The following is a 23,687-nucleotide window of genomic DNA, read 5'->3' as shown; positions in this document are numbered from 1 at the left end:
CATGATCCACGAAACGATCGTCACCACGGCAGCGTGCGATGGCCGTCCTCATATCGCGCCGATGGGTGCGCGTTACGAGGGTGAGCGCATCATCCTGGCGCCTTTCCGCCCGTCGACCACGCTCGACAACGTCATCGCGACGCGCGCGGCGGTGCTCAATTTCACGACCGACGTGCGCATCTTCGCGGGCTGCGTCACGCACTGCGCGACCGACTGGCCGACCGTGCGCGCGAGCCGCGTCGCGAGCGTGCGCCTCGCCGAATCGCTCGCGCACGCGGAGCTCGAACTCGACGAGCTGCGGGAGGACGAACAACGCCCCGTGCTGGTGATGAAATGCGTGCACCGCGAAAACCACGCGCCGTTCGCGGGCTTCAATCGCGCGCAGTCGGCGGTCGTGGAGGGTGCGATTCTGGTGAGCCGGCTCTTCATGCTGCCGGCCGACAAGGTCGATCGGGAAATGGCGTATCTGCAGATCGCGATCGACAAAACCGCTGGCGAAAACGAGCGCACCGCATGGGACTGGCTCGTCGCCGCGATCGCGCGTTATCGCGCGAGTCTCGAAGGGGCGGCCAGCCAGGCCGCCGCCTCCGTCCATCACTGAAGCCGTTTCCCTACCCCCGCGGAGAACACCGATGACCGCCTTGCTCGCGAGCGTCCGCTCGGATGACGAAGCATTCGACGCCGCCCGCGCCGGCGCCGAGCTGATCGACCTGAAAGAACCGAACGACGGCGCGCTCGGCGGCCTGTCGATCGACGCGATCACGAACATCGCGCGACAACTGCGCGCGCGCTACCCGGTGAAGCCGATCAGCGCGGCGATCGGCGACCTGCCCCCCGAAGCGTTCGACGAGATCGCCGCGCGTGTGATCGACGTCAGCGACGCCGGCGTCGACTATGTGAAGGTCGGCATCGCGCGCGGACCCGCCGCGCGACGCTGCGTCGAGCAGCTCGCGAATCTGCCGGCCACCGTCGTGCCGGTGCTGCTGTGCGACGGCGGCATGGACGACGAGCTGGTCAGCCACACGGCGGCGCTCGGCTTCGCCGGCCTGATGTTCGACACCGCGATCAAGGACGGCGGCACACTGTTCGATCATGTCGAGCTCGACGCGCTCGCGCGCTGGTTGCGGCTTGCGCGCCAGCGCGGCGCAATGGTGGGCATCGCGGGCGCGCTCGGCTGGGCGCAGCTGCCGCAGATTCGCGCGCTCGCGCCGGACGTCGCCGGTTTTCGCACCGCGTTGTGCGCCGACGGGCGCCGCTCGCGGCTCGATCCCGAGCGCGTCGCGCAATGGGCGAGCGCGTTGCACCGGCCGGCCGGGGAGTTGCGCGTCGATGGCGCCGCTCCTTTGGCGGGCACGACGGGCACGACGGGCGCCACGCGGCTCTAGGCCATCATCGCATCGATCACATCACCGGCGTATTCAGCAAACGGTCGCGCATCAGCGCGACGTTGCTCTTGTCGATCAGCTCGACCACATAGTTCGCGTCGCTCACGTAGTCGACAAACTTGCGGTCGACCACCTCCGCGGCCGCCAGCGTTTCGAGCGGATCGTCGGCGGCGATCGGACAGGATTTGACCAGCACCAGCCGCTCGGCGTTGAGCATCGTCGATAGCCAGGCGGCGAGGCTGTCCGAGGTCGTGTCCCAGTTGCTCATCGCGTCGGGCGTCTCGCGCATCAGCGCGGTCGGCACCCATACCGCGACCCGGCCGTCGCGCAGCGCGCGGCGGATCTTCGCCTCGCTCGACGCGATCACCAGTTCGGGCGAGACGCCCTGCATCAGCAACGCGTATTGCGTCATCGCGAGCAGACACATGTTGTGCGCGGCGAGATCGTCGAAGCGCCACTCGCCCTGGTACTGGCGCACCTTGTCCGCAAAATCTCCGCCGCCGGGCACGATCACGACGCGTCCGCCGCCGACTTCGGATAGCTCGCTGAGCCAGTGGCGCAGCGCCGGGTCGTGACTCAGGCTGCCTCCGATCTTGACCACCCACATGTCTGTTGCCCTCGCGTCCAGTTGAGTGCCCGGCGGGGTCGCGTCGCGTGGTTTCGCTTCGCAACCGCGTTCATCACCGAACCTGTCCAGCTCGTCGTATCGTCCCCGTTGCCCCTGCCTTTCAACTCATGCCGCGCGCGCGCTCACGCCACGCGCGCGATGCCGCTGCGATCCCCCTTCGTGCACCGCGAGCAGCGCGACCGCCACGCTCGGCGCGCAGGTCGCCGCCCACGCAGCCAAAGCATCCGGCACGCCCGCCAGCGCGCCGAAGTCGACGTAGCCGCGCGCTTCGTCGCGCGCCAAGGCCGCGGCGAGGAAGCGGCCGCAACCGGCGCCCACCAGCGGCACGGCCGCGAGCGTCGGGTGCGCGGCCACCACGCGCAGCAGATTTGCGCCGATTTCGCGCAACTGGAGCGCGCGCCAACGCCGCGCAAACTGCAGCCATTCGAGATCCGATGCGTCGTGCGCGTCGTGGCCGATCATGCGCGCGAGCCGCGCGCGGCTCGCCGCCTGCGTCTTGGGCCCCTGGTCGGCGCTCGGCTGCACGTCGTGCTGCGGGTCGAGTTCGCCGGTCAGCCGGTAGACGTCGGCGGTCGTCGCGAACCATTCGTTCATGACGTTCAGCATGGCGCCGCCGAATTCGATCCGGTGCGCGACGCCGCACAGCGGTGTGCGCACGACACCGTGATACACGAGCTCGCCGGTCGCGAGCCGGCCCGCGTCGGTCATGCCCAGCGCGGCGACGCGGCCGTCGACGATCGGAATGATGTCGGTCGTGGTGCTGCCGATGTCGACCAGCAGCGCGTTCACCATGCGAGTCGCGACCCAACTCGCGGTCGCGAGCCAGTTCGCCGACGCCACCTGACGCCAGCCGGCCGCGCAGTCGGTGGCGGCGAGCCAGCCGGCGTCGCCGGCGTAGAAACGCAGCGACGCGCCGAGCCGCTCGGCGAGCGCGGCCACGATCGCGCGCACGCCTGCGGCGCGATCCTCGAACAGGTCGACCATCTCGCCGGTCATCGTCACCGCATGGTGCGCCGCGGCCGTGCGGGCCTGCGGCCAGCGCGCGAAAACGAGGTCGATCGTGCGATGCAGATGGTCGAGTCCCTGCCACAGCGGACATGCCCACTGCGCGACGTCGAGCACGGCGCCGCTGGCATCGGCGAGCGACACCTTCACATGCGCGCCGCCGACGTCCCAGCCGAAGCGCGCTGTCGGGGCCGAATCGGCAGCACTCATGGGCGCACCTCGAGCGTCGGCGCAGTCGCGCACGGCGCGCCGCAGCGCTCGATGCGCACGCCATGCGCGGCCAGCAGCGCGCGCGTCAGGCCGCCGCCGCGCGCCGCCGACAGCCCCGCATACGCGACCGTCAACCGCGGATTCACTTCGATCACGACCGGCCCGCGGCGCGGATGCCACACGACGTCGATGCCGACGAAGCCGCGCAAACCGGGGATGGCCCGCGCGACGCGTTGTGCGAGCGTGTCGAGCGCGCGGCCCATGTCGCTGTGACGGTCGATCTGATCGACCAGCACGCCATCGAATTCGACGATCCTGGCGGCATCGCCCGACGCATCGCCGTCACTGAGCCCGATCTGCTGACGGTTGATGCTGAGCAGCTTGGTCGCGTCGCCGCGGCAGATCAGCGACAGGCTCAACGCCTCGCCGTCGACCCACGCCTGCAGCACCGGATTGCGCGCCGCGGCCGCGCGCGCCTCGTATTCCGCGCAGGCATCGGCGAAGCGCTCGAACACGATCGTGTCGAGGCCGCCCGCGCCGTCGTCCGGCTTGACGACCCAGCGGCCGTCGTGCTGCGCGGGTGGCTCGCCGGGTTCGAGCGCCGGCGTCGTCGCAATCCCGTGGGCGGCGAGACAGGCGGCGGTCGCGCTCTTGCTCGACGCGACGCGAATCGCTTCCTTCGCGCAGCCGAGCCAGCGCGCCGAGCCGACCGCATCGTGAAAGCGCAGCAGCAAGCCATCGCACTCGGGCGCGACGATCCACGCGTAATCGTGCTGGCGTGCCGCGCGCGCGACGAACGCCGTCATCGATTCGCCGGGCGCGGCCCTACAATGAGCCTCGCCCGGGCCCAGCGTTTCGAAGCGCGAGGTCGCGAACGTGACGTGCACGCCGTCGAGCTCACGCAGACCGGCGACCAGCGCATCGCGCATCACGCGTCCTTCGACGATCAGCGCGCTCAAATCGGCCAGACTGCCCGCGGCGGCGAATTCAGGGTCGATGCCCCCGCCGGTGAGATACTCGTAGACAAAGATCTTGGTCAAAGAAAAGCGCCCCTCTATGCAGGTGATACCTGTTCTCGATCTGCTCGACGGCCACGTCGTGCGCGCAGTGCGCGGCGAGAGAAGCGCCTATCGGCCCATTCAGTCCCGCCTCGCCCCGACGAGCGACCCGCTTGCCGTCGCGCGCGCGCTGCTCGAAGTGAGCGGCGCGCGCACGCTCTATATCGCCGACCTCGGCGCCATCCTGCAACGCGGCGCGCATGCGTCGACGCTCGCCGCATTGCGCGCCGCGCTGCCCGGCGTCGAGCTGTGGCTCGACGCGGGTTTCGCGGACTACACGTCGATGCGCGCGCAATTCGAGCGCATCGACGACGCTATCGCTGAACACCACAACCAGCACGGCAACCACGCTGCCGCTTCCCACCTCGCGACGCTCGTGCCGGTGTTCGGCACCGAGACGCTGCGCGATACCCACGCCCTGCACGCGGCTCAGCGCGCCGGCCTCGCGCCGATCCTGTCGCTCGACCATCGCGCGGGCGAACTGCTCGCCGCGACCTCGCTCGACGACTCTTCGGCATGGTGGCCGTCGCGCGTGATCGCGATGACGCTCGATCAGGTCGGCAGCTACACCGGCCCCGATCTCGCGACGTTCGAACGTTTGCGCGCGCGAGCCGCCGCGCACACCACGCTGATCGGCGCGGGCGGCATCCGCAATCGCGACGATCTGGCCGCCGCTGCAAGCACCGGCGCCACCGCATGGCTGGTGGCATCCGCGCTGCACGATCGACAGATCGACTGCACCCATCCCGATTCGGCGTAGGCCTTCCATACAATATCCATGCCACGCGATCCAGCGGTACTGGCTGTAAACGGAACACAAGCTGGACAGTTTGCGTGTGACACTCTGCTCCAGAACGGCACACATTTTGTATGGGGCAACAGGCCATTGAACAAACGCGCCGGCGCGCACTCGCCGGCGCGTCGTCGTGAAATCGGCATGGAGCTTGCTAAACGAGCCCCATGCATATCTTCTCCACCGACTCATCGCCCCTGAGCCCGAGCGCAACGGACGCCGCGGCGCTCACACGCGACTGGGTCTGCCCGTTCTGTCCATTGCTGTGCGACGACCTCGTCGCGGCTTCGTACGACGACGGCACGCTCGCTGTCCCCGACACCGAATGTTCGCGGCTCGCTCAGGCACTCGCGCAGTACCGCGCGACGGACGCGCAATGCGCTTGCGTCGTCGACGGTCGCGACGTGGACCTCGATGCCGCGCTGGCGCGCGCCGCGCAGTGCCTCGCGAACGCGCGCCGCCCGCTGTTCGGCGGGCTCGCCACCGACGTCGCCGGCACCCGCGCGCTGTATCCGCTCGCCGCCGCCTGCGGCGCGATTCTCGATCATCTGCACGGCGACGCGCTGACGCCCGCGACCCTCGCGTTGCAGGACCGCGGCTCGTTCTTCACGACGCTCTCCGAAGTGCGTGCGCGTGCCGACCTGCTGGTGTTCTTCGGCTGCCAGCCGTCGCGGCGCTATCCACGCTTTTTCACGCGCGTGCTGGCGGGGACCGACTTCGCGCGCGAGCTGGTCTGCGTCGGCTGCGAGGCGGACCCGGCCGCGGACGGCTTCGCGCCAACCCGTATCGACACGCTGCTCCCCGACGCCGATCCGTTCGACACGCTCGCGCTCTGGTCGGCGCTCGCCGAAGGACGCAACGCCAGCGCCGCGACCGAGCTCGCGTCATTGCAAGTACGGATGGCCGCCGCGCGCTACACGGTGGTCGTCTACGAACCGGCCGCACTGCCGGCCCCGCATGCGGCGTTGCTGATCGAAGCGTTGAACCGCATCGTGAAGGCCGTGAACCGCAGCACGCGCGCCGCGTGTCTCGCACTCGGCGGCGACGACGGCGCGTTGAGCGTCAATCAGACCGTCACGTGGCTGTCCGGCCTGCCGCTGCGCACGCGCGTATCGATGCCGGCGCGCGCCGCCGGCGCCGCAGCGCTCGATCACGACCCGCATCGCTATCGCACGGCGCGGTTGCTCGCCGCTCGCGAAGTCGATGCGCTGTTGTGGATCGCGAGCTTCGCACCGGATGCGTGGCCCACGTCGCTCGATCCCGCGCTTCCACTGATCGTGCTCGGCCATCCGGCGCTCGCCGATGCCGCGAGAGCGCGCGGCGCGAACACCGTGTTCGTGCCCGTCGCGACACCGGGCATCGACAGCGGCGGGCATCTGTTTCGCGTCGACGCTTCGGTCGTGCTGCCGCTCAGCGCCGCGCGCGGTGCCGCGCTCGACACGGTGGCGTCGCTTGCCGCGCGATTGAGCGAGCAAGTGAGCGAACAAGTGAGCGGCCAAATGAACGGGCAAGCGAGTCCGCGCGAGGTCCAGCCATGACCCTCGTCCGACTCAAGGGCGGCACGCTGTTCGACCCGGCCCACAACGTCAACGGCGAGCGCCGCGACTTGACGTTTCGCGATGGCCGCATCGTCGACGTGCCGAGCACGACGCCCGCCGATCGCGAATACGACGCGAGCGGCATGATCGTGATGGCGGGGGGCATCGATCTGCATTCGCATATCGGCGGCGGCAAGACCAATCTGTCGCGCCTGCTGCTACCCGAGGATCATCGCGGCGATGCGCCGCGCGACGCCGCTTACGAAACGGTACAGGACGACAACGGCCGCTATCTGCGTCTGCCGTCATGCGGCGTCTGTGCGCCGGGCACGCTCGCGACCGGCTACCGCTACGCCGAAATGGGCTACACGGCCGCGTTCGAGCCGGCGATGATGCCGTCCAACGCGCGCCACACGCACCTCGAAATGGGCGACACGCCGATCATCGATCACGGTGCCTACGTGATGCTCGGCAACGACGAGCTGTTTCTGCGCATGCTCGCCGCGCGCGACGACTTCGAACGTCTGCGCGATTACGTCGGCTGGACGATCGACGCGAGCAAGGCGCTCGGCGTGAAGGTGGTGAACCCCGGCGGCATCTCGGCGTTCAAGTTCAACCAGCGCTCGCTCGACGTCGACGAGCCGCACGTGCACTACGGCATCACGCCGCGCGACGTACTGCGCACGCTCACACGCGCACTGACCGAATTGCGCGTGCCGCATCCCTTGCACGTGCATTCGAGCAATCTCGGCGTGCCCGGCAACCTCGCCTCGACGATCGCGACGATGGACGCGGCCGACGGCCTGCCGATCCATCTGACGCATATCCAGTTTCATAGCTATGGCACCGAGGGCTCGCGCAAGTTTTCGTCGGGCGCGCGGCAGATCGCCGAGGCCGTGAATGCGCGGCCGAACGTGTCGATCGACGTCGGCCAGATCATCTTCGGACAGACCGTCACGGCCTCGGGCGACACGATGATGCAGTTCCGCAACGCGCCGCTCGCGCGGCCGCACAAGTGGGTGGCGGGCGACATCGAGTGCGACGCGGGCTGCGGCGTCGTGCCGTTCCGCTATCAAGAGCAGAGCTACGTGAACGCGCTGCAATGGATCATCGGCCTCGAAATTTTTCTGCTCGTCGACGACCCGTGGCGCGTCGCCATGACCACCGATCATCCGAACGGCGGCCCGTTCACGAGCTATCCGCATCTGATTCGCCTGCTGATGGACAAGCCGTTTCGCGATGAGCAACTTGCGAAGCTGCATCCCGAAGCGCAGGTGGCCAGCACGCTGCCCGAACTCAAGCGCGAATTCTCGCTGTACGAGATCGCGATCATTACCCGCGCCGGTCCCGCGCGGCTGCTCGGTCTGCGCGATCGCGGCCACCTCGGCGCGGGCGCCGCGGCGGACATCGCCGTCTATCGCGACGGGCCGGATCGCGAGCGGATGTTCACCTCGCCCGCCTATGTGTTCAAGGACGGCGAGCTGGTCGCGCGCGACGGCACGCTGGTCGCGACGCCGACGGGCGGCATCCATTTCGTCGCGCCGCAGTTCGATCGCGGCATCGAGAAGACGCTGCGCGCGTATAGCGATGCGCATCTCGCGAACAACTTCGCGCATGCCGCGATCAGCGACGACGAAGCCTGCCGCTGCTGCCGCGGCGGGCGGCTGTTGCCCGTCGAATGCCTAACCTGACGCGGCCACGATGAACGCCCCCGCCCCGCTCGTCATCAACGGCACCGCGATCGACGCGACCTTCGCGGAAGCCTTCCCGATGAAGGCGACGCGGCTCGTGATCACCGCGCACACACCGACGTGGGCGATGCACGCGGCGAACTCGCTGACGGGCTTCGCGACCTCGGTGATCGGCTGCGGCTGCGAGGCGGGCATCGAACGCACGCTCGCGCCCGATGCCACGCCCGACGGCCGGCCCGGCGTGGCGGTGCTACTGTTCGCGGTGTCGTCGAAGGAACTCGCCAAGCAGATCGGGCGGCGCGTCGGACAGTGCGTGCTCACCTGCCCGAGCACGGCCGTCTATGGCGGCATCGATCCGGCCACGAGCCGCGCGCCGCTGTCGGACGCGGCGCCGCTCGGCAGCGGGCTGCGCTTTTTCGGCGACGGCTGGCAGATCGCGAAGATGATCGACGCGGGAAACGGACCCACGCGCTACTGGCGTGTGCCGGTGATGGATGGCGAGTTCGTCTGCGAAGACACGGCGGCGACCGTCAAGGCCGTGGGCGGCGGCAATCTGCTGCTGCTCGCGCGTGATCTCGACGCCGCGCTCGACGCCGCCGAAGCCGCCGTCGCGGCGATGCGCCGGTTGCCGAACGTGATCATGCCGTTTCCCGGCGGCATCGTTCGGTCCGGCTCGAAGGTCGGCTCGAAGTACGCGGGCGCGACCGCGTCGACCAACGACGCGTTCTGTCCGAGCCTGATCGGCCTCGCTTCACACAGCGAATTGAGCGCGGAGGTGGGCTGCGTGCTGGAGATCGTCATCGACGGTCTGACCGACGCCGACGTCGGCGCGGCGATGACGGCCGGCATCGGCGCGGCGGCAGGGCTCGGACGCGCGGCCGGCGTGCTGCGCATTTCGGCGGGCAACTACGGCGGCAAGCTCGGGCCGTATCACTTTCATCTGCACGAGCTGGCGGCGGGGCTCGACGGGGGGCGCGCATGAGCGCCAACACGACCACGTTGCGCGTGAAGACGCCGCCCGGCTTTCGCGTCGATGCGGGCGCCCTGTTGCCGACGGCGCTGGCCGGCCTGAGCGTGGCTGAGATCGAGCGCATCGCGCTGCCGGGCGGGAACGAGGAATGCGTCGTCGGCGACGTGTTCGAGGTTTCGCGCCATGACGCGCCCGTCACCGGCGACGACCTGGCCACGCTGACGATCGACGGCGCCACGCCGTGGCTCGACCGGCTCGGCGCGCAGATGGACGGCGGGCGGCTGGTGGCGCGCGGTTCGGTCGGCGACTACAGCGGTTTCGGGATGAGCGGCGGCGTGCTGTACATCGACGGCGACGCGGCGCACTTCACCGGCTGCGAAATGCGCGGCGGGCGCCTCACGGTGAGCGGCGACAGCGGCGATTTCGTCGCCGGCGCGCTGACGGGCGACATGGAAGGCATGAGCGGCGGCACGCTGACGATCCACGGCAACGCGGGCGCGCGCCTGGCCGACCGGATGCGCCGCGGCCTCGTGCTGGTCGGCGGCAATGCGGGCGACTTCGCTGCGGCGCGGCTGGTGGCGGGCACCGTCGGCGTGGCCGGGCAACTGGGCGCGCATTATGCCTATGGAATGAGGCGCGGCACGCTCTTGCTCGCGCGGCGCCCCGAGCCGCTGCCGCCCCCGACATTCGCGGGCGGCGGCCACGGTTTCGACGTATTCTGGTCATTGCTCATACGCAGTCTCGCGGCCGAAATCGCGCCGTTTTCGCAGTGGCGCGCGGACCGTTTGCCGGTCCGTTTTACGGGCGACCTCGCGGTCGACGGTCGCGGCGAAATCCTGGTCGCCGGGTGAGGACGCGCGCCATGTCGATCTGGACTGAAACGGTGTTCGACAAGAAAAATCGCCCCATCGACAGAGGGCAAGGAGACAGGGCATGACGAGAGCGAATTCCCCAGACGCGAAGCCCGCTATCGACGCCAACGCGAGCGCCGGCGGCCAGCGCTATGCCGGCCTGCTGATCGCGCTGCACTGGCTGATCGCGCTCGGCATCGTCGGGCTGCTCGCGCTCGGGCTCTATATGGTCGGATTGCCGAAGGGCTTGCCTGTCAAAGCGACGCTGATCAATCTGCACAAGTCAGTCGGACTCACGGTTTTCCTGCTGGTGCTTTTGCGCATCGTGGCGCGGCTGGTCCTTCATCGGCCGCCGCTGCCGCCGATGCCACCGTGGCAACGCGCCGCCGCGCGCACTACGCAGGGTCTTTTATATGTCGGCATGGTGGCGATGCCGCTTGCCGGGTATCTCGGCTCGTCGTTCAACAGCTACGGCACGCGCTTCTGGGGCGTGCTGCTGCCGAAGTGGGGCTGGGACGACGCGCATCTGCGCGAGCTGTTCTTCGGCCTTCACGCGGCGATCGGCTACGCGCTGATCGCGCTGATCGTGCTGCACGTGGCGGGGGCGTTCAAGCATCAGTGGATCGATCGCGACAACCTGCTCGCGAGGATGCTGCCATGACGACGCGCCACTCGCGCCACTCACCCGCCGCGCTCGAAGCGCACACGCTGCGCACGCGCGATGGTCATCGCGTGTGGTACGCGCTCGCCGGCGCGCGCGATGGCGTGCCGGTCGCGGTCCTGCACGGCGGCCCCGGCAGCGGCAGTCAGCCGGGCGTGCTGCGCCTGTTCGATCTGCGGCGCTTTCGCGTCGTGCTGATCGATCAGCGCGGCACCGGCGCGTCGACGCCGCACGGCAGCGTGCGCCACAACCGCACCGACTATCTGATCGCCGATCTCGAAGCGATTCGCGCGCGGCTCGGCTTCGCGCGCTGGGGCGTGCTCGGCGGATCGTGGGGCGCGGCGCTCGCGCTCGCGTATGCGGGGCAGTGTCCGCAGTCGGTCGCGGGCGTCGTGCTGCGCGGCCTGTTTCTGACTTCCGCGCGCGAAGTACGCGGTTTGTTCATCGCGTCACGCAAACGCTCGCCGCGTGCGTGGTCGAGACTGCGTGTCACGGCGCGTTGCGCGCAACCCGCGACGCTGGCCGCGCGTTGCGGCGCCACCTTGCAATGCGGGGCGAACGCAGCGCGGCAACGCGCTCTCGCACTCGCCTGGCGCGGCTATGAAAACGCGGTGCTAGCGAGCGTGTCGCCGCGAGGCGCCGCGCAACGACGCGGGGATCCGCGAAACACGCACGACTCCGCACGCCGCACCCGCAAGCTGGTCGGCAAATACCGGATTCAGGCGCACTACCTCGCGCATCGCTGCTGGCTCGGCGAAACGCGCTTGCTGTCGCTCGCGCGCCGCGCGAGCGCGGCCGGCGTGCCGATCGCGGCCGTGCATGGCGGGCGCGATCCGGTCTGTCCGCGCGGCAATCTGCGGCGCCTCGCGCGCGCGGTGCCGTCCGCGCGCGTCGAACTGGTGAGCGCGGCGGGTCATCTGTCGAGCGACCCCGCGTTGCACGCGCGCGTCGCGCATGCGCTCGCCGCGATGTTCATTCCCACCGTCGACGAGGGGCGCAGCAGCCTGCGTCGCGCGGCATGAAGATCAAGGTGCTCGGTTCGTCGGCGGGCGGCGGTTTTCCGCAGTGGAACTGCAACTGCCGCAATTGCGACGGCGTGCGCCGCGGCACCCTGAAGGCGACGCGCCGCACGCAGTCGTCGATCGCGGTCAGCGCGAACGGCGAGGATTGGCTGCTCGTCAATGCATCGCCCGATCTGCTCGCGCAGATCGCCGCGCATCCCGAGTTGCAGCCGGCACGGCGCGCGCGCGACAGCGGCATCGCCGCGGTGCTCGTGATCGACGCGCAGATCGACCACGTGACGGGCCTCCTGATGCTGCGCGAGCGCGATACGCCGCTGCCGCTCTACGCGACCGACGCGGTCTGGCAAGACCTGCGTAGCGGCTTTCCGGTCGCGCCGATCCTGTCGCACTACTGCGGCGTCGAGCATCGCCGCATCGCGCTCGACGGTGCGCCGCTCACGGTCGATGCGTTGCCCGGCATCCGGATCGACGCGCTGCCGCTGTCGAGCAAGGCACCGCCGTACTCGCCGCATCGCGATGCGCCGGAGCGCGGCGACAACATCGGACTCGTGCTGACGAACCTGCAATCGGGCCAGCGCGTGTTCTACGCCCCGGGGCTCGGCGCGATCGAGCCGCACGTGCTCGCGGCGATGCGCGAGGCCGATCTGCTGCTCGTCGACGGCACGCTATGGACCGGCGACGAAATGATCCGCCTCGGCCTGTCGAAGAAGACTGGCGCGGATATGGGTCATCTGGCGCAGAGCGGTGCGGGCGGCATGATCGAAACGCTCGATTCGCTCGGCGCGAAACGCAAGGTGCTGATCCACATCAACAACACGAATCCGATCCTGATCGAAGACGGCCCCGAGCGGCGCATGCTGGGCGAGCATGGCATCGAGGTCGCGTACGACGGCATGAGTTTCGAGCTTTGAATTGCGCGGTGAAGAGCACAGAGCGATGCGGTAACGAGGCGCGACCATGAAAGCGAAAGACGATAAAACGGAGACGGCATGAACGCGAAAGACATTCACGACACGGCACCATCACGCGACGCGAGTGCAACGGCAACCCAGGGCGCCGACCGGCCCGCCTGGAGCCGTGAGGAATTCGAGGCCCAATTGCGCGCGAAGGGCACCGCCTATCACATCCATCACCCGTTCAACGTGAAGATGAATAGCGGCGGCTGCTCGCGCGAGCAGATCCGCGGCTGGGTCGCGAACCGCTTCTACTATCAGATCAACATTCCGCTGAAGGATGCGGCCGTGCTGTCGAACTGTCCCGACCGCGAGACGCGCCGCCGCTGGGTGCTGCGCATTCTCGACCACGACGGCTACGACGGCGCCGAAGGCGGCATCGAAACCTGGGCGCGTCTCGCCGATGCGGTCGGCCTCACGCGCGACGAACTGTGGTCGCTCGAACACGTGACGCCGGGCGTGCGCTTCGCCGTCGATGCCTACGTGAATTTCGCGCGCCGCGCGCCGTGGCAGGAAGCGGTGTGCTCGTCGCTGACCGAGATGTTCGCGCCGCAGGTGCATCGCGACCGGCTCGCGAGCTGGCCCGAGCACTATCCGTGGATCGAGGCCGAGGGTCTCGCGTATTTCCGCTCGCGTATCTCGCTCGCGCAGCGCGACGTGCAGCACGGCCTCGAAGTCACGCTCGCGCATTTCACGCGACGCGATCAGCAGGAACGGGCGCTCGACATCCTGCAGTTCAAGCTCGACATTCTGTGGACCATGCTCGACTCGATCGAGAAGGCGTTTCCGCAATGAACGACTCGACACGCGCCGAACCCACGACGCCGCTCGCGATCGCGAAGCCATTCCGCCTGCAATGGGAGCCGGCGCAGAACGCGCACGTGCTGCTGTACCCCGAGGGCATGGTGAAGCTCAATCAAAGCGCGGGAGAAATCCTCAAGCGCTGCGACGGCACGCGCGACATCGACACGTTGATCGCCGATCTCGAACAGGCCTTCAACACGACCGGCATCGGCAGCGAGGTGCGGGCCTTCATCGCCGACGCGCATGGGCGCGGCTGGCTGGAGTAGCGCGATGACCGATCTTTCTGAATTTGGCCCGAACCCCGGCTCTCAACCCGGCGCACAGCCCGAGGGCAGCGCGGCCGCCGCGGTGCCGCCGCCGCTATGGCTGCTCGCGGAGCTGACCTATCGCTGCCCGCTGCATTGCGCGTTCTGCTACAACCCGCTCGACTACACCGACCACAGCCGCGAACTGACCACCGCGCAATGGCTCGACGTTTTGCGCGAGGCGCGCGCGCTCGGCGCGGTGCAGCTCGGCTTTTCAGGCGGCGAGCCGCTGGTGCGCGACGACGTCGAAGTACTGGTCGAAGAAGCGCACAGGCTCGGCTTTTACACGAACCTGATCACGTCGGGGGTCGGTCTCACCGACCAGCGGCTTGGCGACCTGAAGGCCGCCGGGCTCGATCACATCCAGCTATCGTTCCAGGATTCGACGCAGCAGTTGAACGACTTCCTGAGCAGCACGCGCACGTTCGATCTGAAGCAGCGCGTCGCCGCCGCGCTCAAACGACACGGCTTTCCGATGGTGCTCAACTGCGTGCTGCATCGTTACAACCTGCCGCACGTCGACAAGATCATCGAGATGGCGCTGGCTCTCGGCGCCGAATATCTGGAGCTTGCGAACACGCAGTACTACGGCTGGGCGCGCGAGAACCAGGCGCAACTGATGCCGACGCGCGAGCAGCTCGAAGAAGCCGAAGCGGTGGTCGCGCGCTATCGCCGCACGCATGGCGAGCGCTGCAAGATTTTCTTCGTCGTACCCGACTACTTCGAGACCCGCCCGAAGCGCTGCATGAACGGCTGGGGCGCGGTGTTTCTCGGTGTCGCGCCCGACGGCGCCGCGCTGCCCTGTCACGCGGCGCGCGGCCTGCCCGGCCTCACGCTGCCGAACGTGAAGGACATGCCGTTGCGCGAGATCTGGTACGAGAGCGACGCGTTCAACCGCTTTCGCGGTCTGCACTGGATGAAGGAGCCGTGCCGCAGCTGCGACGAAAAGGAACGCGACCTCGGCGGCTGCCGCTGCCAGGCCTACCTGCTTACCGGCGACCCAGCCAATGCCGACCCCGTCTGCGACAAGTCGCCGTTGCACGACACCGTGGTCAAGATCGTGCGACGCGCGGCAGAGGCGCCGGCACCCGAGGCAACGGCAGCGGCCCGCGAACAGCCGATCCTGTTCCGCAACGACGCCAACTCGCGCAAGTTCGCGGCGGCTGTCCGCGAACCCGACGCGAGCGACGATAACTGAGCATCCCCCGGAGCCCAATCATGAGTGCCGACACGATCTCCGTTCTGCTCGTCGACGACCATGCGGTCGTGCGCGAAGGCTACCGGCGTCTGCTCGAACTGAGCGCCGACGTCGAGGTGTGCGGCGAAGCCGGCGACGCCGCGCAGGCCTACCAGCGTTTTTGCGCGCTGCGGCCCGACGTGGTCGTGATGGACGTCTCGCTGCCGGGCGCGAGCGGCATCGAAGCGATGCGGCGCATGCTCGCGCGCGAGCCGGACGCGCGCGTGTTGATCTTCAGCGTGCATGAGGAATCGATCTTCGTGCGCCGCGCGCTCGACGCCGGCGCGCTCGGTTACGTGACCAAGGCGAGCGCGCCGGACGTGCTGGTCGAAGCGGTGCGCAGCATCGCCCGGCGCGCCGGCTATCTGAGCCCGGACGTCTCGCAGGCGCTCGCGCTGCGCACCGCGTTCAACGAAGGGCCGCCGGGGCGTCAGTTGTCGGCGCGCGAGTTCGAGGTGCTGCGGCTGCTCGTGCAGGGCTATACATTGCCGAGCATCGCCGAGAAGCTCGGCTTGAGTCAGAAGACGGTGGCCAATCATCAATCGGTGATTCGCCAGAAGTTCGGCGCCGACAACGGCGTGCAGCTCGCGCAGATGGCAAGCCGCCTCGGACTTCAGTTCACGGGCTCGGCCAGTCCCGCATGAGCGGGCACGCGCGCGCAGAATAGAAAACCGCCCTGCGGCTCGCTCGCGACGTGAAACTCGCCGCCGAGCGCCTCGACGCGCTCGCGCATGCCGATCAATCCCAGTCCTGTGCGCGGCTTCGTCAGATCGGTGCCGGGGCCGTCGTCGGCCATCGTGACGACGATCTCGTCGATCTGTGCGCCGTTGTCTTCACGCGGCGCGCGCACCATGAACACTTCGACGCGCGAGCGGCGCGCGAACTTCGACACGTTCGTCAGTCCTTCCTGCACGAGCCGGTACAGCGTGATCGTCAACGCATCGCTGAGACCGCTGAAATCCCCTTCGATCGTCACCGAGAACGACGCCTCGGGCAGGCGCTCGCGCCAGCCCTCGACGCAATGTTCGAGCGCGCTCGGCAAGCCGAATTCGTCGAGACCGATCGGCCGCAGACGGCGGATCATGCCGCCGATCTCGCGGTACACGTGCGTCGCGCTCTGCATCAGTTGAAGCGCGATGCGATGAATCTCCGGCTCGCGCTCGCTCGACAGATCGCGAATGCGCGCGGCGTCGAGCGAGATCGCGTTCAGGTATTGACCGAGTTCGTCGTGCAGCTCGCGCGCGAGATGGCGGCGCTCCAGTTCCTGCGCCTGCAACGCCTGGCTGGCGAGACGCCGGTTGTCGGCGAGCAGCCGTTCGGCCTGTTCCTCGAGCATGCGACGATGGCGCACTTCGCGGCGCGCGTCGAGATAGCGGCGCCACGCAAACCAGGCCATCGCGATCGACAGCACCAGCAGCGTGCCCGGCAATTCGTCGAGCTGGAAGCGCTCCATGCCGCGCGTGAAGCGGTAGGCCTTCTCGCTGAGATCGAACGTGGCGCCGAGCGCGGCCGCGAGCACGGTCACCGCGAGGACGCAGCCGAGATCGCGCCATATCGTCGACGATGGCGGCGCCTGGCTCGCGGCAGATGATTGGATCGGTTCGCTTGACATGACGTTTGCATTCTACTCAGCGCCGGGACGCGCAGCGGGTTTTTGCGTGGGTTTTGGGAACGCTTCCCTGGCAGATCGGGAAAAGCTCCCGTGCCGCTTACAGATGCGTATGCGAAGCTTTACCTCAACGTCAAACGACGCGCGACGCGCGCAGCAAAACGAGCCGGCAGGAGACAACGACGATGAGCATGCGAACCCAGGCACGCCGCAAACGCCGGCTTCAGCGGCGTGCCGGCATCACCTTCTGCGTCGGCGGCGCGTTGGCCGGTTTGTCCACGACGGTATGGGCGCAGGCGGAGGCTCCCGTCGCGGCGTCGGCGCCGGCCCCGGCTTCTTCGGCCGCAGCCGATACCAACGCCAACAGCGGCACGACACCCACCACGGTCCTCGCGCCGATCGTCATCGTCGGCACTACGCCACTGCTCGGCATCGGCACGCCGCTCCCGCTGGTGCCGGCCAACGTGCAGACGGTCCACGCGGCGAAGCTCGAACAGCAGAACCGTCAGACGCTCAGCGACTACCTCGCGGCGAATCTGCCGAGCGTCACCATCTCCGACGCGCAAGGCAATCCGTATCAGATGAACCTGTTCTATCGCGGCTTTACCGCGTCGCCGCTCCTGGGCACGCCGCAGGGTCTGTCGGTGTTCGTCGACGGCGTGCGCGTGAACGAGCCGTTCGGCGACGTGGTGAACTGGGACCTGCTACCGCAACAGGCGATCGACACGATTCAGCTGATCCCCGGCTCGAATCCGACCTTCGGCTTCAACACGCTCGGCGGCGCGCTGTCGATCACGACGAAGAACGGCAAGGACGACCCGATCGGCGAAGCCGAAATACAGGGCGGCTCGTGGGGTCGCAAGGCCGCTCAGGTCGAACAGGGCGGCACGATCGGCCAGAACCTCGACTACTACTTCACCGCCAACGCATTGAACGACAACGGCTGGGCCCAGCAGAACGAAAGCCGCATCCGCCAGGCGTTCGGCAAGCTGCGCTATACCGACGCCGATACGACACTGTCGTTGTCGGCCGGCGGCGCGGACAACGATCTGCACGGCACGCAAACCATTCCGCGCTCGTTCCTCAACAACCCCGCGCAACCGTACACGTATCCCGATCAGAATCAGAACGACGTCGCCTACCTGACACTCTCGGGCGATCATTACTTCAACGACAACGTCGAGCTGAGCGGCAACGCGTACTACCGGCACTTTCGCAACACCAACACCAGCAGCAACGTCAACGACGACTTCGGCACGATCGACGACGACGGCAACGTCGACACGTTGCAGGCGACCAACGTGCAGTCGACCGTGTCGACCGACAGCTACGGCGCGAGCCTGCAACTGACGCTGCTCGGCAAGCTCGGCGGCATGAAGAACCAGTTCGTCGCGGGTATGGCCGTCGATGCCGCCGATTCGCGCTTCACGCAGTCGTCGCAGGACGCGGCGTTCACCGATTCGCGCGCGACGGTGGGCATCGGCAATTACACGCTGCAGACCGACGCGAACACGCACAACACGAACTACGGCATCTACCTGACCGACACGCTCTCCATCACGCCGCAGTGGGCGCTGACCCTGTCGGGCCGCTACAACTGGGCCGACGCGACGATCGGCGATGAGACCGGCACGCAGCCGCAGCTCGACGGCCACCATACGTTCTCGCGCTTCAACCCGGCGATCGGCATCAACTGGAACCCGACGCCTTCGCTGACCGCCTACGCGACCTACAACGAGGGCATGCGTTCGCCGACCGCGATCGAGCTGGCCTGCGCCGATCCGAACGCGCCGTGTTCGCTGCCGAACGACTTCATCTCCGATCCGTCGTTGCAGCCGGTCATTTCGAAGACCTATGAAATCGGCGCGCGCGGCAAGATCGGCGCCAACACGACATGGAGCGCCGCGGCCTATAGCACGACGCTCGACAACGACATCCAGTTCATCAGCAGCAGCGGCGCGGGCAGTTCGCAGGGCTTTTTCCAGAACGTCGGGCGCACGCGCCGGCAAGGCGTCGAACTGGCTGGCCAAACGAAGTACGGTCCGCTCACCGTGACCGGCAGCTATAGCTACGTCGACGCGACCTACCAGTCGACGTGGGTCGAGAGCAGCCCCAGCAATTCGAACGCCGACGCGAACGGCAACATCACCGTGCGGCCCGGCGATCACATTCCGAGCATTCCGGCGACGACCGTCAAGCTGCGGCTCGATTACGCGGCCACCGCGAAATGGCGGATCGGCACGAACCTGACGTGGCGCGGCAGCATCTATGCGCAGGGTGACGAGAACAACCAGGACGTGAATGGCAAGATCTCCGGCTATCTGCTGATCGATATGGACACGGCTTACAACGTGACCAAGCAGCTTCAGGTGTTCGCCTCGGTGACGAATCTGCTCGACAAGCGCTATGCGAGCTTTGGTGCGCTCGGGGAGAACTTCTTTACCGGACCGGGGGGCACGTTCAATGGCACGAGCCCGGTCAACGAGCAGTTCGTTGGACCGGGGGCGCCGAGGAGTTTCTGGGTGGGGATGAGGTATGCGTGGAAGTAGCGGGGTTTGAGATTTTGGGCCATCGCCCATGTACGGACAGCCTGTCGCACGGTCATTATTTGCTCGCTGTCGATTTCGGCAGCGACATCAAATAGATCGTCGACATACCTATGTCTTTGTCCGTATTCGAGATGCACTTCGCTGGCCTGCCAGAGAGAACGGGTCGTTCCATCCCAAAAATTAGCCATCAAAACAACGAGTTAAAATGGACTCCAAATTTAAATGATCGAGGTCTGTATATGGTTTGGAGATACGAGCAATCGACGGGACGGCTTTATCACGACGCGACGTTTATCGAGCTCGGATACTCAGGCAAGGGCGCCGGAAAAAACAATCCGAGCAAAGAGGGAGTTTCGAACATCGGACCCATTCCGCGCGGAACATACCGGATCGGCGCTCCCTTCACGCACCGGCACGCGGGCGGAAATGTCTTGCGACTGACGCCGATCAACGGGACGCACACCTACGGCCGCGACGGGTTCCTTATCCACGGCGACAGCATCGCACAACCGGGCGAGGCGTCGAACGGTTGCATTATCGAACGCTCGACGGTCCGGACGCAGATATGGAACAGCGGCGACCATACGCTGGAGGTCGTCTACTGATGCGGCGCCTGTGTGCGGTTTTTCTCCTCGTGCCAGCTTTCGGCTTCGCGCGCCCACCGGGGCTTCCGTGCAAGAGCTGGCCGGTCGCCATGGCAGAGGTAACGCTCCAGAACGCGGGGCTTGTGAAAGCCGGAGATTTTGACGAGTCCCGAACGAGAGCGACGCCGGTCTCGTTCGAGAAAACCGGTAAGGATCTCTACAGACAGGTGTTTGAGATCGTTCTCCATTCCCGGGCCGGCCGCGAGTTTCACGTTATCACCGTCAACAGCGCGTCGTCCGTCGAGTGCTCCATGTCCGGGGTCGATGTCTATCTGATCGAACGCAAATTCAGCGGCGACGCACCATAAAAACGCCCCCGCTGCCGACAAAACGACGTCGATCCTCGCGTAACGTCTCGATCAAAAACGTTCTCGCTCGCACGTACCCGTGGGCCCCGCTTCGGCGGGGCTTTCTTTTTGCGGTGCTCGCGTAGGCCGAAAGCGACTCGACGCTCAATGCGATTCAATCGACCCATCACTATGCGGATAGGTCACGATCCCCCATGCAAGCGGCAAATCGCCAATCTGCTTGACCGGCTGATAGCTCTTCGCATCGAGCACATAGACCGCATCGGAGCGCCCGCACGCGACCATCAGCTTCGAGCCGTCCGGCGTGAAGCTGAAATGCCAGCAGCGCTTGCCGACCGGCACATCGGCGATGTGTTCGTAGGTGTGGCCGTCGAAGACCTGCACCGTCTGGTCACGCGCGGCGGCCACGAACAGCCGCTGACCGTTCGGGCCGTACGCGACGCCATAGGGCCCAAGCTTGGTATCGACGGTCTTGAGCACCTCGAACGTGTGCGCGTCGATCACGACCAACTTGCTGAGCGACTCCAGCGTGACCACATAGTGTTTGCCGTCCGGCGATAGCCGGATGCCGCGCGGCCGGCCACCCGGCGCGAGCTTCACGGTCCGGATCGGCGCACCGGTGCGCGCGTGATAGACCGACACCGTATCGTCGCCTTCGTTGGTGACCAGCATCATCTGGCCGTCGCGCGAGAATTCGATGCCTTCGGTTTCGTGGCCGCTCGTCACCGAACGAATCACGTGCCAGTTTTTCATATCGATGATCGCGATTTCGGCGGGCGGCTTGTTCGCGTCGTCGTCGTCCGCGCCGGGCTTGCCGCCAGCGTTCGCCTCGGGCTTGTTATCTCCCTTCGCCTCGGGCTTGCCCTCCGGTTTCGCTCCCGGCGGGCCGCCGTCCTCGCCGGGCTCGTACGTCACGTACGCATAGCCGTTGCGCACCCGCACGTATTCCGGGTTTTTGCCGATCTTCACGCGCTTGACGACCTTGCCCGTGGCGGTGTCGATCACCGCGAGATCGTCCGTGTTCTTGTTGGCGACCAGCAAACGCGTGCCGTCGGCATTCAGGCTCAGGCCGCGCGGGCCGTCCGCGCCGACCGGAAAGGTCTGCGTGAGCGTCATCTGATCGAGATCGATCACGCCGACGCCGGCCTTCTCGCTCGTCACGTAGGCGAGCGGCGCGGCTGCGGCATGCGCGGCCGCGCTCGCGCCCAGTACGAGCGCGCAGGCCAGCGCGAGGGAACGGCGTGGCGGTCGGGGGGAAATCCGTGTCTCCAGCATCGTTGTACTCCGTGTTGTCATTGCGGCGCCGCGAAAGTTCGCGTCATCGTTTCAAGGTAGCCCACCGGGCGATTGTTTGACAACGCGGATCGGGCGGGAGATTTTCCCGAATTGCGTCGCCCCGGCCGTCGCGGGTTTGAAAAGCAGGGTCGCCGGAGGACAATGACCGCGGAGGTGGCGATGATGCTGCAAGTTGCCATGGCGAACCCTGCAAGTCCTGCGCATGCCGCGGCCGGCTACCGTCGCGCGGCCATCGTGCTGGGCGCCGTGATCGCAGCGCATCTGGTGCTGCTCGTCATCGCGTTGAACGCGCGTCACAGGATCGTCGAGCGGCCAGTCGAGCCGAGGACCATCACCGCGTTGCTGTTGAGTCCCGAGCCTCCCGCTCCCGTCGTTGCGCCCGCCGCGCCGCCCACACCCGCCGCCGCCGTTCCGCCCGCGCCGACCGTGACGCGCCCCGCCGTGCGCAGGGTCAAGCCCGCGCCGCAACCGCATGCACAGGTGCCGCGCAGCGTGGTGGCGCCGACACCATCGCCGTCACGCGAAAGCGCCGCGCAGCCCGTCACGCCACCGGCCACCCCGCAGGCCACCCCGCAAGCCGCCGCTCCAACGGCCGCCGCACCGTCGGCCGCATCGGCCCCCGCCGCCCAGCCGGTGCTGCCCGCGTCGAGCGAGCCGCGCAACGTGTCGCACGTCGACTGCTCGATTCCGAAGCCCGACTACCCCGACGTCTCGAAGCGGCGCGGCGAGCATGGCACCGCCGTCGTGCGCTTCGTCGTCGGGGTGACCGGGCGCATCGAAACGGCGCAGCTGCAAACGAGCAGCGGTTCCGCGCGGCTCGACGAGGCAGCGCTCGCCGCCGTGCATGCGGGCGCCTGCCAGCCCTATACCGAAAGCGGCACGCCGGTGCGCGCCGCGTACTCGCAGTCGTTCGTGTTCGGGCTGACCGAGTGACGCAACCGCAACAGGACCAGGACAATCAACGAGGAAATCGCCATGCAACATTACGGACTCGCAAACGTCTGGGATTCGGGTGATATCGTCACGCGCGGCATTCTGAGCGTGCTCGTGATCATGTCGGTGCTGTCGTGGACGGTGATCATCGTGAAGCTGTGGCAACTGCTGCGCCTCAGGCGCGTGACCAGCCAGAGCGACGCGCGCTTCTGGAGCGCCGATCGCTTCGACGACGGCCTGCGCGCCCTCGGCCACCCGGAATCGAGCGCGCACGACAACCCGCTGCTCGCGCTCGCGCTGGCAGGCCATGAAGCGGCGACGCACCATCGGCAGACGCAGCAGCATCTGCACGATCGGATCGACGTGTCCGACTGGATCACCCGCCGTCTGCAGGACACGATGGACGAGACGATCGCCCGACTGCAAAGCGGCCTCGCGATCCTCGCGTCGATCGGCAGCACCGCGCCGTTCGTCGGGCTGTTCGGTACGGTGTGGGGCATCTACCATGCGCTGATCGTGATCGGCGAGACCGGGCAGACCTCGATCGATCACGTCGCCGGGCCGGTCGGCGAGTCGCTGATCATGACCGCATTCGGGCTTTTCGTCGCGATTCCCGCCGTGCTCGGCTACAACGGGCTGACGCGCGCGAACCGCTCGATCGTCGCGCGCCTGAAGCGTTTCGCGCACGGCTTGCATGCGTACTTCGTAACCGGCGCGCAATTGCCGTCGAGTGCCGGGCCGCAGATGCGCGTGGTGCCGCGCGGCACCAATGCAACGAGCGCAACGAACGCGACCCGTGACGGAGACCTCGAATGGCAATGAGCCCTTTCTCCGACGGCGACGATGAAAGCCTGATGAACGAGATCAACATGACGCCGCTCGTCGACGTGATGCTGGTCCTGCTGATCATTTTTCTCGTCACCATTCCGGCGCTGCAGCACGCGGTCAGGATCGATCTGCCGCACGCGAGCAGCCAGCCCGAAGCGGTCAAGCCCGCGCACGTGGACGTCGCGGTGCAGGCGGACGGCACGGTCATGTGGGACGGCCAGCCCGTGACCGACGACGGCTTGCGCGCGCGCATCGCGCAGGCCGCGCTCGCGACGCCGCAGCCGGAGCTGCATTTGCGCGCCGATCGCAAGGTGCCGTATGAGCGGGTGGCGATCGTGATGTCGGCGGCGCAGCGCGGCGGGCTGACGAAGATGGGTTTCGTGACTGATCCGCGGCTCGGCAAATGACG

The 23,687-nt window shown here is 67.5% G+C and carries 25 protein-coding genes; 20 read left to right on the top strand and 5 right to left on the bottom strand.

The window, feature by feature from the left end; translation table 11 throughout:
- The first annotated feature begins 1 nt into the window (after nt 1).
- Together CI15_RS28450 and CI15_RS28445 are read left to right on the top strand one after the other, a co-directional pair.
- Nucleotides 2-601 carry a DUF447 domain-containing protein gene (locus CI15_RS28450; RefSeq protein WP_062134743.1) on the top strand — a complete coding sequence of 200 codons (600 nt, stop codon included), beginning with the start codon at nt 2-4 and terminating at the stop codon, nt 599-601.
- A 31-nt stretch (nt 602-632) separates the two neighbouring features.
- Nucleotides 633-1,385 (top strand): (5-formylfuran-3-yl)methyl phosphate synthase, encoded by a 753-nt coding sequence (locus tag CI15_RS28445; RefSeq protein WP_062134741.1) that lies wholly within the window; start codon nt 633-635, stop codon nt 1,383-1,385.
- Between the two features lie 16 nt (nt 1,386-1,401).
- Here the strand turns inward: CI15_RS28445 and CI15_RS28440 are convergent, their stop codons facing one another.
- The 3 genes from CI15_RS28440 to CI15_RS28430 form a co-directional block, all read right to left on the bottom strand.
- Nucleotides 1,402-1,992 carry an amino acid kinase family protein gene (locus tag CI15_RS28440; protein WP_062134738.1) on the bottom strand — a complete coding sequence of 197 codons (591 nt, stop codon included), beginning with the start codon at nt 1,990-1,992 and terminating at the stop codon, nt 1,402-1,404.
- A gap of 126 nt (nt 1,993-2,118) precedes the next feature.
- Nucleotides 2,119-3,228: a hydantoinase/oxoprolinase family protein gene (locus CI15_RS28435; RefSeq protein WP_062134735.1), complete on the bottom strand. Its 1,110-nt coding sequence runs from the start codon at nt 3,226-3,228 to the stop codon at nt 2,119-2,121.
- Nucleotides 3,225-4,268 carry an ATP-grasp domain-containing protein gene (locus CI15_RS28430; protein WP_062134732.1) on the bottom strand — a complete coding sequence of 348 codons (1,044 nt, stop codon included), beginning with the start codon at nt 4,266-4,268 and terminating at the stop codon, nt 3,225-3,227. Before CI15_RS28430 ends, CI15_RS28435 begins: the two co-directional genes overlap by 4 nt.
- A 16-nt stretch (nt 4,269-4,284) precedes the next feature.
- Between CI15_RS28430 and CI15_RS28425 the strand changes: the two genes are divergently transcribed.
- The 12 genes from CI15_RS28425 to CI15_RS28370 all read left to right on the top strand — a co-directional run bounded on the left by CI15_RS28425 (nt 4,285) and on the right by CI15_RS28370 (nt 15,755).
- The gene (locus tag CI15_RS28425; RefSeq protein ID WP_062134729.1) at nt 4,285-5,046 is read left to right on the top strand and encodes a HisA/HisF-related TIM barrel protein; all 762 of its coding nucleotides are present in this window, start codon (nt 4,285-4,287) and stop codon (nt 5,044-5,046) included.
- Nucleotides 5,047-5,246: 200 nt separating this feature from the next.
- Nucleotides 5,247-6,617, top strand: coding sequence for a molybdopterin-binding domain-containing protein (locus tag CI15_RS28420; protein ID WP_062134726.1), 1,371 nt, complete (start codon nt 5,247-5,249; stop codon nt 6,615-6,617).
- Complete coding sequence (locus CI15_RS28415; protein ID WP_062134723.1) at nt 6,614-8,308, top strand: formylmethanofuran dehydrogenase subunit A; 1,695 nt, start codon at nt 6,614-6,616, stop codon at nt 8,306-8,308. Before CI15_RS28420 ends, CI15_RS28415 begins: the two co-directional genes overlap by 4 nt.
- Nucleotides 8,309-8,318: 10 nt before the next feature.
- Nucleotides 8,319-9,290, top strand: a complete 972-nt coding sequence (gene fhcD / locus CI15_RS28410; RefSeq protein ID WP_062134721.1) for a formylmethanofuran--tetrahydromethanopterin N-formyltransferase — start codon at nt 8,319-8,321, stop codon at nt 9,288-9,290.
- Entirely contained in the window at nt 9,287-10,129 is an 843-nt protein-coding gene (locus CI15_RS28405) for a formylmethanofuran dehydrogenase subunit C (RefSeq protein ID WP_062134718.1), read from the top strand. The genes fhcD and CI15_RS28405 overlap by 4 nt, the downstream gene beginning before the upstream one ends.
- Nucleotides 10,130-10,211: 82 nt before the next feature.
- Nucleotides 10,212-10,790 carry a cytochrome b gene (locus CI15_RS28400; protein ID WP_062134714.1) on the top strand — a complete coding sequence of 193 codons (579 nt, stop codon included), beginning with the start codon at nt 10,212-10,214 and terminating at the stop codon, nt 10,788-10,790.
- Nucleotides 10,787-11,812 carry an alpha/beta fold hydrolase gene (locus CI15_RS28395; RefSeq protein WP_062134711.1) on the top strand — a complete coding sequence of 342 codons (1,026 nt, stop codon included), beginning with the start codon at nt 10,787-10,789 and terminating at the stop codon, nt 11,810-11,812. Before CI15_RS28400 ends, CI15_RS28395 begins: the two co-directional genes overlap by 4 nt.
- Nucleotides 11,809-12,723 (top strand): pyrroloquinoline quinone biosynthesis protein PqqB, encoded by a 915-nt coding sequence (gene pqqB, locus CI15_RS28390; RefSeq protein WP_062134709.1) that lies wholly within the window; start codon nt 11,809-11,811, stop codon nt 12,721-12,723. The genes CI15_RS28395 and pqqB overlap by 4 nt, the downstream gene beginning before the upstream one ends.
- Nucleotides 12,724-12,801: 78 nt before the next feature.
- Nucleotides 12,802-13,560, top strand: a complete 759-nt coding sequence (gene pqqC / locus CI15_RS28385) for a pyrroloquinoline-quinone synthase PqqC (RefSeq protein WP_062134706.1) — start codon at nt 12,802-12,804, stop codon at nt 13,558-13,560.
- On the top strand, nt 13,557-13,835 hold the full coding sequence (pqqD, locus tag CI15_RS28380) for a pyrroloquinoline quinone biosynthesis peptide chaperone PqqD (RefSeq protein ID WP_062134703.1): 279 nt from the start codon (nt 13,557-13,559) through the stop codon (nt 13,833-13,835). Before pqqC ends, pqqD begins: the two co-directional genes overlap by 4 nt.
- Nucleotides 13,836-13,839: 4 nt before the next feature.
- Nucleotides 13,840-15,072: a pyrroloquinoline quinone biosynthesis protein PqqE gene (gene pqqE, locus CI15_RS28375; RefSeq protein ID WP_062134700.1), complete on the top strand. Its 1,233-nt coding sequence runs from the start codon at nt 13,840-13,842 to the stop codon at nt 15,070-15,072.
- Between the two features lie 20 nt (nt 15,073-15,092).
- Complete coding sequence (locus CI15_RS28370) at nt 15,093-15,755, top strand: response regulator (RefSeq protein ID WP_062134697.1); 663 nt, start codon at nt 15,093-15,095, stop codon at nt 15,753-15,755.
- Here the strand turns inward: CI15_RS28370 and CI15_RS28365 are convergent.
- Entirely contained in the window at nt 15,725-16,723 is a 999-nt protein-coding gene (locus tag CI15_RS28365) for a histidine kinase (protein WP_062134694.1), read from the bottom strand. The genes CI15_RS28370 and CI15_RS28365 overlap by 31 nt on opposite strands.
- A gap of 182 nt (nt 16,724-16,905) precedes the next feature.
- Between CI15_RS28365 and CI15_RS28360 the strand changes: the two genes are divergently transcribed.
- The 3 genes from CI15_RS28360 (at nt 16,906) to CI15_RS28350 (ending at nt 20,221) form a co-directional block, all read left to right on the top strand.
- The gene (locus tag CI15_RS28360) at nt 16,906-19,269 is read left to right on the top strand and encodes a TonB-dependent receptor (RefSeq protein WP_062134691.1); all 2,364 of its coding nucleotides are present in this window, start codon (nt 16,906-16,908) and stop codon (nt 19,267-19,269) included.
- Between the two features lie 110 nt (nt 19,270-19,379).
- A complete protein-coding gene (locus tag CI15_RS28355) occupies nt 19,380-19,874 on the top strand; it encodes a tlde1 domain-containing protein (protein WP_241495965.1) in 495 nt (164 codons plus the stop codon).
- Between the two features lie 89 nt (nt 19,875-19,963).
- Nucleotides 19,964-20,221: a hypothetical protein gene (locus CI15_RS28350; protein WP_161950073.1), complete on the top strand. Its 258-nt coding sequence runs from the start codon at nt 19,964-19,966 to the stop codon at nt 20,219-20,221.
- Between the two features lie 144 nt (nt 20,222-20,365).
- Here the strand turns inward: CI15_RS28350 and CI15_RS28345 are convergent, their stop codons facing one another.
- Nucleotides 20,366-21,496 (bottom strand): YVTN family beta-propeller repeat protein, encoded by a 1,131-nt coding sequence (locus tag CI15_RS28345; protein WP_062134682.1) that lies wholly within the window; start codon nt 21,494-21,496, stop codon nt 20,366-20,368.
- A 180-nt stretch (nt 21,497-21,676) separates the two neighbouring features.
- Between CI15_RS28345 and CI15_RS28340 the strand changes: the two genes are divergently transcribed.
- Genes CI15_RS28340 through CI15_RS28330 form a run of 3 tightly spaced genes read left to right on the top strand, consistent with a single transcriptional unit; the run spans nt 21,677 to nt 23,685 of the window.
- A complete protein-coding gene (locus CI15_RS28340; RefSeq protein WP_241495964.1) occupies nt 21,677-22,450 on the top strand; it encodes an energy transducer TonB in 774 nt (257 codons plus the stop codon).
- Between the two features lie 42 nt (nt 22,451-22,492).
- Entirely contained in the window at nt 22,493-23,272 is a 780-nt protein-coding gene (locus tag CI15_RS28335; protein ID WP_062134676.1) for a MotA/TolQ/ExbB proton channel family protein, read from the top strand.
- Nucleotides 23,263-23,685: an ExbD/TolR family protein gene (locus CI15_RS28330; protein WP_062134673.1), complete on the top strand. Its 423-nt coding sequence runs from the start codon at nt 23,263-23,265 to the stop codon at nt 23,683-23,685. Before CI15_RS28335 ends, CI15_RS28330 begins: the two co-directional genes overlap by 10 nt.
- The last annotated feature ends 2 nt before the right edge of the window (nt 23,686-23,687 follow it).

Origin of the sequence: Paraburkholderia monticola, assembly GCF_001580545.1 — a bacterium.
GTDB classification, from domain to species: Bacteria; Pseudomonadota; Gammaproteobacteria; order Burkholderiales; family Burkholderiaceae; genus Paraburkholderia; species Paraburkholderia monticola.
The sequence above is the reverse complement of the archived record's forward strand: the minus strand, read 5'-3'. Positions and strand labels throughout refer to the sequence as shown.